The sequence below is a fragment of the Pseudoalteromonas sp. Xi13 genome, assembly GCF_003952205.1.
GTDB classification, from domain to species: domain Bacteria; phylum Pseudomonadota; class Gammaproteobacteria; order Enterobacterales; family Alteromonadaceae; genus Pseudoalteromonas; species Pseudoalteromonas atlantica.
In genome coordinates, this window is the sequence record NZ_CP034439.1 from 2,621,797 (window position 1) to 2,637,678 (window position 15,882).

Sequence of the window (15,882 nt, forward strand, 5' to 3'; positions counted from 1 at the left end):
TTATGAGCTTTTCTTTATTTTATAAGCGCCCAATACACAGTACTTTGTATTTACTGTTAAGCATTATTTTTACTGAAAAACTTGTACGTTATATTTTATTTAAGTTTCATAGTTATTTTAACCAGCACAAAGTAAACGTAATAGAAGCCTTTTTAATGCCTTTTATTACGCTGATTAGTTCATTGTTTATCAATATAAAAGACCACAAAATTAACTTTGAACTTATTTTATATGATTACTACCCGCATCTTCGCTTGCCGTACCGCACGTTTATTTATTCAAATATTTTGCGCTTTATCATTCAAAGCGCTTATTTGTTATTTTTTAAATACAAACCTAAAAATAACTCTGTAAGGGAGCGGCTATCAAATCAGTTTTATAATGGGATAAGTTATTCACTTAAACAGTTGCGTTGGTTTGACTTAAAACTAGGTAGATTACTAAAGCGTTTGTTATCAAAAAACGTTAAGGGTCCTAAAAAAAGTGCTTTTAAAACCATGGCTGACGCTAAGATTTGGCAAAATAAACTAATAAAATATGTGGTTGTAGCCTTTATATTGTTTTTACTGGCTATTTTTATAACCATTCCGTTTAGCCTAGAAGCGCAAGCCGTGTTTATTAGTTTTATTTTGATAGTGGCATACGGGCTTAAACGCGTTAAAGGGCAAATGGCCACGATTGTAATGATCACCCTATCGGTAACCACTTCATCGCGTTATTTATGGTGGCGCTACACAGAAACCCTCAATTGGGATGACCCTGTTGCGCTTACGTTAGGCGCAGGCTTGCTGCTGGCAGAAACCTATGCGTGGCTAGTGCTCATTTTAGGCTTTTTTCAAACTATAAACCCCCTTGAGCGTAAACCTGTTCCGTTGCCAGAAAACACCGACTTATGGCCAACAGTCGATGTATACATTCCTACTTATAATGAACCATTAAGCGTTGTACAACCTACCACGCTTGCGGCGATGAGCATTGATTGGCCTGCTGATAAGCTCAACGTGTATATTCTTGATGATGGCAAACGCCCTGAGTTTAAAGAATTTGCTCAAAAAGTGGGGGTGGGTTATTTAACACGGCCGGATAATAACCACGCTAAAGCTGGTAATATGAATAGTGCCATGCGCTACACTAACGGCGACTACATTGCTATTTTTGACTGCGACCACGTACCTGCCCGCTCATTTTTACAAATGACCATGGGGCAATTTTTAAAAGACAGCAAAGTATGTTTAGTGCAAACACCGCATCACTTTTTCTCAGCAGACCCGTTTGAGCGTAATTTAAATAACCACAGCCAAATCCCTAATGAAAACATGCTTTTTTATGGGTTGATCCAAGATGGTAATGACATGTGGGATGCCACCTTCTTTTGTGGCTCATGCGCTGTTTTAAAACGCGAAGCACTCGACAATATTGGTGGCTTTGCATTTGAAACGGTAACCGAAGATGCCCACACTGCTCTGCGTATGCAACGTGCCGGTTATAAAACTGCTTATATAAATATCCCACAAGCTGCAGGCCTTGCCACCGACAGCCTCTCTGCACATATTGGCCAGCGTATTCGTTGGGCTCGGGGTATGGCACAAATATTTAGGCTCGATAACCCAATTTTAGGTAAAGGGCTCGATATACCACAGCGCCTGTGCTACTTAAACGCCATGCTTCACTTTTTATCGGGCATTCCGCGTATTGTATTTTTAACCGCACCACTGGCGCTCATATACTTTAATGCTTACATTATTTATGCGCCGTTTTTAGCTATTTTTATTTATGTAGTGCCTACACTCATACAAATAAAAGCGACCAACTCACGAATTCAGGGTAAATATCGCTACTCTTTTTGGGGTGAAGTATATGAGTCTGTTCTTGCCTGGTACATATTAAAGCCGACAACCGTTGCGCTAATAAACCCTAATAAGGGTAAGTTTAACGTAACAGAAAAAGGCGGCTTAAATGATAAAGAGCATTACGATTGGGGTATATCTAAACCCTACTTGGTACTTTTGCTCATAAACTTAGTTGGCATGCTAGTAGGTGTTTTACGCTTAGGCTTTGGCGATCCGAGCCAAGTGGGCGTTTTGTTAATCAGCATGGGCTGGGCAATTTATAATATTATTATTTTAGGCGCTGCGGTAGCCGTTGCTGCAGAAGCTAGGCAAGTAAGGCAGTCACACCGTATTAAGGCAAACTTTCCGGCGGGCGTGCGCTTAGCAAATGGGCATACGTTAAAAGTTAAAATTACCGATTACTCTGATAATGGAGTGGGTATTGAAACAGAGCACGCTCATTTGTGCCGAGTAAACGACAAAATAGAGCTATTAATGAGCCGCGGTAATAAACAGTTTTCGTTTACAACATATGTATGTAACACCCGAAACAAACAAATAGGCTTAACGTTAAAAGATCTCTCGCTCGAAAAGCAAAAAGCATTTATACAGTGCACCTTTTCAAGAGCGGATGCGTGGCTGGACTGGCAAAATAATTTTCGTCATGACCGCCCTTCATATAGCTTTAAAGAAGTACAAAAAACAAGTTTAAGAGGATTTAGCAATTTATTGTTTCATGCTCCTAAGCCATTACAACCCTTTGTAAAACTAATGACAAAAATTGTTGTATATATAAACTCTTTCACCCCTAAAAAACCAATAGTGCATAATAATTATGATTAAAAATTTGCTTAATACATTTCTAATACTGTTTTTAACATGCAGTGCTTACAAAGCATGTGCTATTGAGCCAATGCACGATAAATCTGTGTTTATAAATGGCTACCCAGAAAGCGCCAACGTGTCTAGTTTAAGATTAGACTTTGCTGCTTTGGGCTTTAATGGCTACAAGCTTGATGGCATAAACAACAACTCAAGAGTGGATTTTACCAACCGCATTGATAAATTAAGCACCGATTTACAGCTTAATTTTTCTTACACAAACTCGCCATCATTGATTGCTAACGTGTCGCATTTAAAAGTGTATTTTAATGAAAACTTAGTCACTGTACTGCCCATAAATGAGCAACTAAGTGTGGTTAAAAATACCGTTAACCATAGCCTAAAACTCAATGCTAAGTATGTACAAGACTACAACCAAGTACGGTTTGAGCTTGTTGGTTATTATGATTTACGTTGCCAAGATTACTTTAGTCGCTCTATTTGGACCGAAATTAATAAATCGAGCAATATCACGCTCAATCAAAAGCAACTGGCAATAGATAGCCGTTTAGAATATTTACCAGAGCCCTTTTTTGATGCCAAAGATTACAATAAGTTAAGCTTACCGTTTGTGTTTGCAAAAACACCTAACACCAAAACAATTGAAGCGGCTGCGACTCTTTCAAGCTGGTTTGGCGCGCAAGCTGACTGGCGTGGTGCTGATTTTCCGGTGGTGATTAACAAATCATTAGATACGCACAGCGTGGTTTTTATTACCAACGATTCAAAGCCTGACTTTTTAAAAGACTATCCCGATGTGGAAAAGCCAACCGTTGAGATTATTTCAAACCCACTACATAGATACAGTAAAATGTTGCTTATTTTAGGGCGTGATGAAGACGATTTAAAAACCGCCGTCACGGGATTGGCCTTTGGCCATAAAGTCATGACCGGCAGAACAGCTAGCATAGAAGCAATTAACCAACTACCGCTTCGCAAGGCGTACGATGCCCCGCGCTGGTTACGCGCTGATAGAGCTGTACACTTTGACGAATTAATTGATTTTGACAATCAGCTACAAGCACAAGGGTTAAATAACGGCCCCGTAAAATTAAATGTGCGTTTTGCTCCAGATTTATTTACTTGGCGCGAAAAAGGCATCCCCATTACATTGCAATATCGCAGCACACCCGAGAGCGAGTCTTTGGACTCTCGGTTAAATATGTTGATTAATCAAAAATTTATTAGTGGATATTTGTTAGATAACGACGACTCGGCACTCAATACTACAAAAACATTATTGCCGCTTATTGCCAATACCGATACTACACAAAACGCAGAAAACTTTTCACTTAATGGCATAAACTTAGCTACTCGGAACGAGCTAAACTTTGATTTTAGATTTGGTGTGCTGAAAAAAGGTGAGTGTGCAATAGCACCACCTGGTGGTGAGTTTGGTGTTATTGATGGTAATTCTAATATTGATGTAAGTGGCTTTGATCATTACATTGCGCTGCCTGATTTGAATGTATTTGCGAACAGTGGCTTCCCGTACACCAAATATGCCGATTTACAGCAAACACTTGTACTAATTGACCCGCAGCCTTCTGCAAAAGCGTTAACTTTGCTGTTTAATCTTACCGGTCATTTTGGCGCAATAACGGGGTATCCAACCCACAGAATGACAGTGGCCCATTTAAATGAAAATGTTGATTTAGACGACAAAGATATTTTAGTTGTTGCAAAGCCTGGCAGCACAGCTCAGCAACTAGATGAAGATGCGCATACAAACGTACTTTTAACGAATAACCAACGTGAAATAAAGCAAGCAATTTACAACGGTGCATACGATGAGCAAGCCACAGATAAAATACAAGTAAGTGTAAAAAGTAGCGGAGATATGGCGGTAATTACAGCTTATCAATCACCTTTTGATTCTGAGCGCTCTGTTGTGTCACTTAATGCCACCACTGAAAAAGCCTTTGGCTTGATTAATAAAACCCTTATGGACTCGCAAACATTAAGCCAATTAAAAGGCAGTGCTGCGGTTATAAACTCACAAGGCGTTAAAACAATAAAAACCGAAGAGCAATACTTTGTCGGTCATATTCCTGTACATACGCTGGTGTGGTTCCATTTATCTGACCATCCATTTATTTTAGCTCTGCTTTCAATATTAACGCTGTTACTAATTTCATTTATTTTATGGCGATTACTACAAGCACTCACCCATAAGCGTTTAGCTGAAGGAGATGAATAATGACATTACTTAACCGAGCATTATTAGTAGCCGCTTTTTTAAGTTTTTCTGTGTCAGCGCAAACGCAGCAGTGCGAGCCTTGGCAGGGGTGGCAAGTATTTAAAAATCACTTTATTAGTGATGAAGGCCGCGTAATAGACCTAGGTTCAAAACAAAATATTACCACCTCAGAGGGGCAATCATACGCACTATTTTTTGCGCTAGTAGCAAACGATAAAGCCTCGTTTGATACCATTTTAGATTGGACGCAAGACCATCTCTCTGAAGGCGATTTAAGTACACGTTTGCCTGCTTGGCAATGGGGTGAAACAGGCAATGATACCTATGGGATTTTAGACTCAAACCCAGCATCAGATTCTGATTTGTGGATAGCATATAGTTTATCGCAAGCAGCTATTTTATGGGACGACCGCCGCTATAGTATTTTAGCTGCTGTATTAGCGCAGCGTATTATGCGAGAAGAAACCGCCTATATTTCAGGCTTAGGGCTTACTTTATTACCCGCCCCTGCTGGGTTTGAATTTGAAAATAACACCTATAAACTCAACCCTAGTTATTCACCGTTATTTATTTATCAGCAATTTAGCAAATTATACCCGCACTCACCTTGGCAGCAATTACATGAAGCGTCTGCAAAGCTTATTTTGGATACCGCTAAAAACGGAGTGAGCCCTGACTGGGTGATGTATAGCCCAGCAAAAGGTTTTTATTACGATAAAAAAGCAACCGATTTAGGCAGTTTTAACGCCATTAGGGTTTACTTATGGGCCAGCATGATGGCGAACGATGCGCCATACAAAGCACAACTAAGCGAGCAGTTTACCCCTTTTGTAGAGGCTATAAACAGCCGTGGCTACGTTCCTTTAAATACCTATGCGCGCTCTGGCAAAATCCAAAAGCGTGGCCCATTAGGCTTTAATGCTGCCCTACTGCCCATGCTAAAAGAAAATGGCGATGATTCTTTGGTTATGGCCATTCAACAAAAGTTAATGGTCGATAAGTCATTCACACAAACACGCTATTACGACAGTGTATTAAATCTGTTTGGTAGTAGTGCGCTTAATAAGCGCTTCTTAATAACAGCAGACGGGACGCTCAAGCCAAGGTGGAGCACTGAATGTCGTTAAAATGGGCTGTTGTTTGTACGTTAGCAGTCAGCGCAAGTGTGCATGCTAAAACAAATAATGACATTGATACACACTCTGTTGAGTGGCTTTTAAGCCAAATCAATATTGGTGAAGTGCAAGAAAATAAAGATTTAATTGCCGATAGCTTACAAAAGTTATTGGCCATTGCCCCTAATCGAATAGAAAGCCAGTGTGCGCTTGCTCGTTTTGAGTTTGCCAATGGTAAGGCTATACAAGCAAATCAAATTTTAAGAAAAATTGACGGTAACAACACACGTACCCACCCTTGTGTAGAACAATTACGATTAATTGCTAGATTAGAAAACGAAGACAAAGCAGATATACAACAAGCTAAATTACTTGCCCGTGCGGGACGTTACGAACAAGCGCGATTAATTTACAGCAGGCTTTTTAAAAACACCTATCCAAGCTTAGCGTTTGAGCTTGAGCATTTAAGTTGGTATGCACAAGAGCAAAGCCAATGGCAAAATGTAAAAAAAGGCTACGAAAGGCTACTACGCAGTTACGAAAACATCGGCGCGGTAGATATTGCATATGCGCGCCACTTACTCAGAAATAACCCCACTGATAGCACCGCGCTAACTATTTTAAGTAAATATGGTGCCACCTCTCGCTACAGTAATGAAGTAGAAGCAATCTGGTTAGGTGCTTTATCTAACATGCAATTAAATAGCGCTACAGAAAAGCAATTTCAGCGCTACTTTAGCGTGTATCCGTTTAGCAGCAAAGGCGAATTACAGTATCAAGATTTCAAAAAAGATTTAAAAGCGCGACAAAAATTATTAGCTAACCCGGCCTACCAACTATGGCTTAAAGGTGAGGCGTTGCTTGAAAAAAACAAGCTCGTTGCCGCAGAGCCGCTTTTACTAAAAGCGCTCAAAGGGCGCCCTAACGATGGCGCAATTATGCGCAGCCTTGGCACCCTTTATTTGCGTATGGGTAAAAATCAAACATCTTATAATTATTTTACTAAGGCGTATTCGCATACCGCCGATTTTGCCGAGCGAGAAACGCTAAAAGATTTAGCCGCCACAGCGAAGTTTTGGCTTTACATACGCCAAGCTAAAGAAGCCATTAATAATAGTCAGTTTAAAACGGCGTTGCTTAAATTAAATTTAGCCGACACACTTGAGCAAGACCCTGCTAGCGTTTTGTATAACCGCGGATTGTTACAATTTGCTCAAGGTAATTATTCACAAGCGGCCGCTATTTATCAAACCGTGTTAAAAAATGATCCGCTTAATAATGGCGCTCTAACAGGGTTATTAGAAATTGTTGAATTGGATAACAATGAGCAGTCGTTAATCAAGTTTTATAATGCTTTATCTCAGTCTCAAAAAGCACAGCTAAAACCTGTGTATGCGGCAACGTTAAGTAGCCAGCTTCGCGAAAAAGCACGCCAATATAGTGATGCAGGCGATACAGAGCTTGCTGAGCAAACCTTAAAAGAGGCTATTGAACTGGCCCCTGAGCAGCCTTGGCTTTATTACGATTTAGCGTTTATTTATCAACAAAACGGGTTAACTCAAAAGGCAAAAACGTTATTTAATAATGTGCTTTGGCAGTTTCCGCTCAATCCACAGTTACGTTATAGCCATGCTTTATTTTTACGCTCAATTGATGATTATCAAGGCGCTTTAAACACCTTAGAGTATGTGCCGGTTAATGATCGAAATGACGACATAATTTCTCTTGAGCAACAGCTTAGGCTCAACGAGTCTCTTCGACAAAGCGAGCGACACTTAAATACCAAAAATAGAACCACGGCTATTTTTCATTTAAGTAATTTAGAAGCGCAAAATTTAACTCCAGTAATGAAAGCCGAGCTATCGCGTAGCTGGTATCAAATAGATGAGAAAAAACACGCTCTAAAGTTAATTAATAATGCATTAAATACCGAGCCTACTTTATCACCTTATTGGCATATGCTTTACGCGCAGTGGCTATTAGAACAAAACGAGCGCCCTGCTGTAGAACAATGGTTTTCTCATTACAGCTTGCCTAATAATGCAAGTGCTGGCGAAGTAGAACAGTACGTCAATTTATACACCACGTATATTAATCAGTATTACGAAGGTGGCGAATTATTAGCAAAGCTTAACCAGCTTGATCAAAAGTACCAAAGTACACCCGCCATCACCACGGCATTAATAAATGCTAATTTAGCTCTGGGGCAGCAAGAGTCAGCAATTATTGTTTATCAGCAAAAACTGAAAAACAATCAGCCAATTGAACCTCAAGCAATGCTTGCAATAGCAAAAGCTTACAGAGAATTAGGTAACGACTTTCAGGCAAAAGAAGTTACTGAGCGCGCAATAACGCAAACAGATGATCAGCAAGCCTACTTACAACGCCAAATAATGGCCTCGTTAAATGACTTTAATTACGCAGGTGATGCTTTAGTTTTAGCCAATCAATTAATTGCTAAATCACCCAATGATAAAGAGCTTAGTTATTTGGGCGCTGAAGTTGCTCGAAATTTTAATGAACAAGACCAAGCTAAGCAATGGTATTTAAAAACGCTATCAAGCGAGCAACGCCTAAACGATGAATCGTTTTACAAACAAATTGCTAACATAGATGAAAATGATGCGTGGTATATTAATGGCGCTAAGCGCGAGCTTATAAATGAGCAAAGCAAAAACCAAGCATACATTGCTATTGGGGTAAACTTTAGTGGCCAAACAAGCACCGAAAGCGAGGCAACTCTTGGCGCAGGCTTAGTACCTATTGAGGCCTACTTTCCACTTTGGCAAGGCCAAGGGTTTATTAAAATAGACCCAACCACTATTAGCGCACAAACAACTCGCTTTGATGAGCAATTTGCTGGTAGCCGCTACGGCCAAGGTGCACTTTGTATATTTACCTGTGCTATTGATGAAGTAAGCCCTGAGCAAGATGGGGTCGACATAGGTATTGGATGGCAAAATGAAAATTGGCGTGTTGATGTAGGCACGACCCCACTTGGCTTTTTAATTGAAGACATAGTATGGGGTGTAAATTACGCCAACAGTATTGGCGACTTTGGTTATAGCCTAGAGCTCGAAAAACGCCCTGTAACAAGCTCCGTGCTCTCTTATGCTGGGCTTGAAGATGTAAATACCGGTGAAATTTGGGGCGGCGTGCGCTCAACAGGCCTAACTGCCAACCTATCTCATGACTTAGGTGGCGATTGGGGCTTTTGGTCAAGCGCCGACTTTACGCTCTATAAAGGGCAAAATGTTAAAGATAACCAACGCTATAGAGTAATGGGCGGGTCTTATTATCGCGTTATTAGTAATCAAGAGCGTGAGTTTACCGTCGGCGCAAGTCTATTACATTGGGCATACCAGTATAATTTAAGTGAAGAAACATGGGGCCACGGCGGTTACTATAGCCCACAAAACTACGTTGGGTTGTCGGTGCCTTTAAGCTACGATGCGCGCTGGGGCGATGACTTTGTTTATCGCTTAAAAACGGGGATTTCGTATTCGCAAACAAAAACCCAAGCCATTGATTTTTATCCTAACGACACTGACTTGCAGCTACAAGCCTACGATAGAGAAGCGATTACCGGGGTGGACCCTGTATTTGAGAGTGATGACAGCTCTGGCGTGTCATACAATCTTGAAGGAAGCTTTGAGTACCGTATAACGCCGCATTGGTTTTTTGGTGGTTATTTAGCCATCGATCGTGCTGACTTTTACGAACCAAACTTTGGCCAGCTCTATATTCGCTATTACTTCAATCCTGTGTACGGGACGTTAGAGTTTCCTGGCACCCCAATTATTCCCTATGCAGACTTTTAACGCAGTGCAAGGTGATACATCGCGAATGCTTCCCCTCGCACTAAGGTATATGTATACTTGAGCGCAATTGTAACTAGGATAAGGGTGTGTCTCTTACCTTGTGGTGTTACTACCATTTAGCAAATCATTATCTTAGCTACAAATAATATACAGATGGTCGAGCGTTTTAGTGCCCCATGGCACAAAACAGCTAAAGCAAAAAATTATAAGGCCATTACAACAATTCTTAAAGTTAGGAAGTAAATATGAGTTCAGCTCCAGATAGTGGTTGGTTTGGCCACCCTAAAGGACTTTCGACATTGTTCTTCACTGAGATGTGGGAACGAATGAGTTACTACGGCATGCGAGCGATGCTCGTATTGTTTATGACAGCAAGCCTACAAGAAGAAGGCCTTGCCTTTACTGTTGCATCAGCTGCTGCAATTTACGGTTTATACACAGGTGCCGTTTATTTCTTAGGCTTACCGGGTGGTTGGCTAGCGGATAGATTATTCGGTGGTCAAAAGGCTGTATGGTACGGCGGTATCATCATCATGTGTGGCCATATTATTTTGGCCGTGCCTCATGAGTATTCATTTTTTATTGGTTTGATCTTTGTTGCTACAGGTACTGGTTTGCTAAAACCAAATATCAGCGCAATGGTAGGCCAGTTATACAGCGATGCTGATGAGCGCCGTGATGGCGGTTACGCTATATACTACATGGGTATTAACTTAGGTTCTTTAATTGGTTACTACGTATGTGGTTACTTTATGGAAAACGTAGGTTGGCACTGGGCATTTGGTGCAGCTGCTGTGGGTATGGCTATTGGCTTAATCCAATATAAGCGCACGCTTAACAATCTACCAGAGCACAGCGCTTTGCCTGCTAACCCATTAAGCGCTAAAGGTGCATCTCGTGCATGGTTTGGTATTGCTGCTTTTGTTGTTATTGCCGCTGGTGTGACCGCTGCAGCAATGACGGGCGCAATTATTATTAACCCAACCGTTGTTGCAGGCTACACAGCTGTTGTGTTTACTATTATATTCTTTATTTATTTCGGGGTTATTTACTTTACAGGTAAATTAACAGCGGGCGAAAAACAAAGAATGTGGGCACTATTTTTAGTGTGTGTTGCCTCTGCGTGTTTTTGGTCTGGCTTTGAGCAAGCGGGTTCATCACTTAACCTATTTGCCCGTGATTACACAGATCGCCTTATAGGCACTTTTGAAATTCCAACAACATGGTTTCAATCTTTAAACTCACTATTTATTATTGCTTTATCGCCATTTTTTGCCGCGCTTTGGATTAACTTATCTAAAAAGATGGTATCGCCGACTTACAGCGTAAAATGTGCAATGGGCTTAATTATTATGGCTTCTGGCTTTTTAGTTATGTTTATGGCCGCTCACTACGCAGCTGAAGGCTTAAAAGTAGCGCCATACTGGCTAGTAACAACCTACTTTTTACATACAGTGGGTGAGCTTTGTTTAAGCCCTGTAGCATTAAGTGCGGTAAGTAAACTTTCGCCGCGTCGTTACACAGGCCAAATGATGGGTGTATTTGTATTAACTTATTCAATTGGTAACATTATTGCTGGCTTACTGGCTGGTAACTTTGATCCAAATAACGTTGAAGAAATCCCTAACTTATACTTACAAATTGCCTTATTTAGCATTGGCGTAGGTATTGTTTTAGTGCTTATGAGCTTTAAAGCGAAAGTATGGGAAAAACAAGGCCTAGAAGAAAAAGCTGCATAATATTGCACGTTTAATTACGCGTAATACTAATTATAATTTCCCCCATAGCCGCTATGGGGGAAATTTTCTCAAATTTCTATATCACCTCGCTGTAAACTGGTATCATCTGCTGATTAATTTTTAACTAGTCTCAGGGACGCAGTACATGCGCTTGTTAACTTTATCTCACACCCTATTTTTAACCTTAAGCATTGTTTTTTTATCAGCCTGTGGTGGTTCAGACGATCAAGTTACAACTAACCCTAATGATCCCGTTGAGCCTGAGCCTAGCGAGTTAACTGTATCTACAACTACCGGTTTAGATGTCAGCCTTGATGAAGGAAGCTTTTTACTGACTGTACCTGCCAATGCCGTCTCTCAAAATACTGAGCTTACTTACGAAAAAACAGTATTAGATGATGCAAATGCACTACTAAATATTATCTCAGATATACACCTACTCACCCCAAATACGCTTTCTTTTAGTAATCCAATAACAATTACCATAAAAATACCTGATGATTACCAATTAGGAGGCCAGCTATTTATTGCTAGACAATCTGGCGATAGCTGGGCAGTTATTGATAACTCTTTTGTTGCAGATGGTTTTGTAAGTGCGCAAGTAACAACACTAGGAACCTTCGCTATTATGATGCAGCGTAATGAGGCCTTTGCTGCTATAGGCCCAACGTGTGACGCCACAGCCACAGAGCAATCGGTTAGATTTGTTCATGTTGCTGACCTACATGCGCGATTCGGTTATGAGGAGCAATACTTTAGCCGCATAAAAGCCTACTACAACCAAGTACTTGCACAAACGCCGCATACCCTTTTTACCAACGGGGGGGATGACTACGAAAAAGGCACTGTTGCTGAGCAACTATCACAAGGTAGCGCTACAGAAGAAGCCATTAAAGCCATGCAGTTTGATTTACGTGTGGTAGGAAATCACGACTATGCATGGGGGCCAGAAAAGTTATTAAGCTACTCGCAAGATGATAACGCCATAGTACTTGCCAGTAATACACGCTATGAAGGCGAACAATTACAAGATTTTGCCGCTGTAGGCTTTGCTAAAGTACAAGTAGGCTGTGTGACCTTAGGTGTATTTGGTATGACCTCAGTACCTTGGAACGAGCTAGATGAACCGATAGATGATGAGCCTATACCTGACTTTATCAAACAATTTAAAATGAGCTGGCAGTGGCAACAAATAGCACAAAGTATAGTAAACCAATACCAAGGCGATGTTGACTACATGGTAATGCTAAGCCATTTAGGTGAAGGCTTAGACATTGATATGGCAACCGATGTAAGCGGTATTGATTTAGTGTTAGGCGGTCATACTCATGGCGGTGAAAGTTATAATACGCTCGAGAACGGCGCTGTGGTTATTCAGCCAGATTTTTACGCCAAAGGCATCACCGATGTTACTCTTACGTTTAACTTGCAAGATAAAACATCACCAGTAATAGATTACAGCACCATTGAAACTGACAGCATCAGCGAACGTGATGAACCAACTAAACTGGCAATTGATGAAATTATGGGCCGCTATGCGCCTGATGCAAACACAGAAATTGCTATTTCTGAAAACTACCCAAGTAGTTTAGAACTTGCAGAAATAACGGCTTTAGCTGCAGCCCATGCAAGTGATATAACGGCGGCCTTGCTTAACCCAGAATTAGTACAAACGAGGTGGACACCAGGGACCTTAACACAAGAAGACTTTCATAAAGCCTACTATGTTGAGCGCCAGCCCTCTAACACTCCTGGCTTTAATTCGTTATATAGCGTAACGGTTACAGGTAGCGATTTAAACACCATGTTTGCCAGTCAACCCGATTGGTTTTTACTCAAACCAGATGATATACAAGCTGCGAGCACTTATCAGGTTGCGTTGTTTAAAGGCGCAGCGCTTAATCCTGAGCTATTTTTTAGCGGTGTTACCTTTTCAAATGTAGAAGCTATTGACGAAGCATGGTGGTTACTTGATCAATATGCGCGTTTTAGAACAAGCCAGTGCTTATACCTAGATACCGATAATCAACTCTTTTCATGTAATGAGCAAAGCACTGTCACAGTGTGGAATTTTGACGATGCAAATAGCCCTTTGGCAGCAGATTATGGCCCTTCAGTATTGAGCTATTTTGACCCAGAACAAACAAACTGGGGCCCTGATGAAACACAATATGATACAACTCAAGCACTTGGTATTGCTGATTTTGCTGATGGCAGCTCAGGTGTAATGGCGTTTTCACGCCACGCCCCTACCGAGGGGTTATTAATAACCTTAAATACACCTGCCAATGGTGATTATGCAAGTGAAGGAATGGTTTCTGATTACACCTTAGTAATGGATTTATATTGGCCAGAAGAAGGCAAAGATATTTATCGCGCTATCATGCAAGCAAACACACAAGATTACCTCACTGATGATGCCGATATGTTTATCGACCCAACCGGCGGTTATGGTAAATCAACCAGTGATAGTGGTTACTTTGGACAAACAGAGCCTGAAACTGGCACCGAGTTGCATTTGTATTTTATACCGCCCCCAGTAATGGGGTATTTGAAGTGTACATAGACGGCGAGCTTGCTGGTGTTAAAGAAGACGGTGAAATAAATAACACCTGGGCATTAACGTCATCTGTTTTACTCTTTACAGATAACAACTTTGAAACAGTGCCCGGTTATTTAAACGCCCTTTTATATGCTGGGCGCGCCCTGACTCGAGACGAAATTAAAAGCATAGGCAGTGCACAATCAAAGCTGACATTTACCCCTACAACACGGGTATTAAACCAAGCTATTGAGCGCCACTACCAAGCAGCTCCAACCGTAACACCTAATCTTTGGCTCGAGCAGCGCAACACGTTTTTTAACAATCGCACACAAAGTGTAAACAATTAAATACAAAAAACATTACGTAGCTACATTTTTAAAAGAGGTTTTATTTTTATAAAACCTCTTTTTTATTTATTTATATCAATATCTTAAACTTTAATAAACGAAAAGCATCAAGCTAATACATGCTCGTTTACCCTAAAGCGTAAGGTATAAACCTATTGACTAAGTAAACGTCTTATTAAATTTACAGTTTGCTCAAATGCTAAATCTGCTCCCCCTCTTCCCCAAACTTAAAATCTAGTTGATTATCTAGCTCAACACGACAACAACACATAATCGCAGTAGCAATATTTATTGCAGGAGTAATAAAAATGAGTGAAGCAAATAATCCACTAGGTTTAGTTGGTATTGAGTTTACTGAATACGCAACACCTGATGCAGACTACATGGATAAAGTGTTTACTGATTTTGGTTTTTCAAAATTAAAAAAATTTAAAGGCAAAGATATTGTCTATTACAACCAAAACGACATTCACTTTTTACTAAATAACGAACGCGATGGTTTTTCTGCTGAATTTGCAAAAAGTCATGGCCCAGCAATTTGCTCTATGGGTTGGCGCGTTGAGGATGCACAGCATGCATTTGAAACAGCTGTAGCACGTGGTGCAAAACCCGCAACCGACTCAGCCCATAAAGACTTACCTTATCCCGCCATTTACGGTATTGGCGATAGCCTGATTTACTTTATTGAGCAATTTGGTGATCAAGGGTCTATTTATGAGTCCGACTTTGAAGATTTATCATCACCAAATGTAGTTGAAGATAAAGGCTTTATACGTATAGATCACTTAACTAATAACGTTTACAAAGGCACTATGGAAACATGGGCAAACTTTTACAAAGACGTATTTGGTTTTACAGAAGTACGCTATTTCGATATTAAAGGTCAAAAAACAGCGTTGCTATCGTATGCATTAAAATCACCCTGTGGCACCTTCTCAATTCCTATTAATGAAGGTAAAGGCAATGACAACAACCAAATTGACGAGTATTTAGGCGAATATAATGGCCCTGGTGTACAACATCTCGCGTTTTTAACTGACGATTTAGTTAGCTCGCTAGATAAGCTTGATAAATCGACCATTGCTACTTTAGACATTATTCCTGAGTATTACGACACTATTTTTGACCGTGTACCGTGGGTTGCAGAAGATAAAGAAAAAATTCGCGAGCATCAAATATTAGTCGATAGCCAAAGTGAAAACTGCTACCTATTACAAATTTTCTCTAAAAACCTATTTGGACCTATTTTTATAGAAATGATCCAACGTGTAGATGATGGTGGTTTTGGTGAAGGTAATTTCCAAGCATTGTTTGAGTCAATTGAGCGAGACCAAGAGCGCCGCGGCGTTTTATAACTTTTTTGAGTAAATTAAAAGCAGCGATCTTCGCTGCTTTTTGTCGTTT

At 40.5% G+C, this 15,882-nt stretch carries 6 protein-coding genes and 1 pseudogene; all 7 read left to right on the forward strand.

Annotated elements, in window-relative coordinates; all coding sequences use genetic code 11:
• The first annotated feature begins 2 nt into the window (after positions 1-2).
• The 7 genes and pseudogenes from bcsA (at position 3) to hppD (ending at position 15,833) form a co-directional block, all read left to right on the forward strand.
• Positions 3-2,672 (forward strand): UDP-forming cellulose synthase catalytic subunit, encoded by a 2,670-nt coding sequence (bcsA, locus tag EJ103_RS11855; protein WP_126007814.1) that lies wholly within the window; start codon positions 3-5, stop codon positions 2,670-2,672.
• Complete coding sequence (gene bcsB, locus EJ103_RS11860) at positions 2,665-4,911, forward strand: cellulose biosynthesis cyclic di-GMP-binding regulatory protein BcsB (protein ID WP_126007815.1); 2,247 nt, start codon at positions 2,665-2,667, stop codon at positions 4,909-4,911. Before bcsA ends, bcsB begins: the two co-directional genes overlap by 8 nt.
• Positions 4,911-6,038, forward strand: coding sequence for a cellulose synthase complex periplasmic endoglucanase BcsZ (bcsZ, locus tag EJ103_RS11865; RefSeq protein WP_126007817.1), 1,128 nt, complete (start codon positions 4,911-4,913; stop codon positions 6,036-6,038). The genes bcsB and bcsZ overlap by 1 nt, the downstream gene beginning before the upstream one ends.
• Complete coding sequence (locus EJ103_RS11870) at positions 6,029-9,847, forward strand: cellulose synthase subunit BcsC-related outer membrane protein (protein WP_126007819.1); 3,819 nt, start codon at positions 6,029-6,031, stop codon at positions 9,845-9,847. Before bcsZ ends, EJ103_RS11870 begins: the two co-directional genes overlap by 10 nt.
• Positions 9,848-10,092: 245 nt before the next feature.
• Entirely contained in the window at positions 10,093-11,586 is a 1,494-nt protein-coding gene (locus EJ103_RS11875) for a peptide MFS transporter (RefSeq protein WP_024032295.1), read from the forward strand.
• 145 nt (positions 11,587-11,731) lie between these two features.
• Positions 11,732-14,478: pseudogene (locus EJ103_RS11880) on the forward strand (metallophosphoesterase).
• 308 nt (positions 14,479-14,786) lie between these two features.
• A complete protein-coding gene (hppD, locus tag EJ103_RS11885; RefSeq protein ID WP_126007820.1) occupies positions 14,787-15,833 on the forward strand; it encodes a 4-hydroxyphenylpyruvate dioxygenase in 1,047 nt (348 codons plus the stop codon).
• The last annotated feature ends 49 nt before the right edge of the window (positions 15,834-15,882 follow it).

Coding starts and splice junctions, on each gene's coding strand:
- bcsB (WP_126007815.1), top strand. CDS start 2,665: ATGATTAAAAATTTGCTTAATACATTTCTAATACTGTTTTTAACATGC.
- bcsA (WP_126007814.1), top strand. CDS start 3: ATGAGCTTTTCTTTATTTTATAAGCGCCCAATACACAGTACTTTGTAT.
- hppD (WP_126007820.1), top strand. CDS start 14,787: ATGAGTGAAGCAAATAATCCACTAGGTTTAGTTGGTATTGAGTTTACT.
- EJ103_RS11875 (WP_024032295.1), top strand. CDS start 10,093: ATGAGTTCAGCTCCAGATAGTGGTTGGTTTGGCCACCCTAAAGGACTT.
- EJ103_RS11870 (WP_126007819.1), top strand. CDS start 6,029: ATGTCGTTAAAATGGGCTGTTGTTTGTACGTTAGCAGTCAGCGCAAGT.
- bcsZ (WP_126007817.1), top strand. CDS start 4,911: ATGACATTACTTAACCGAGCATTATTAGTAGCCGCTTTTTTAAGTTTT.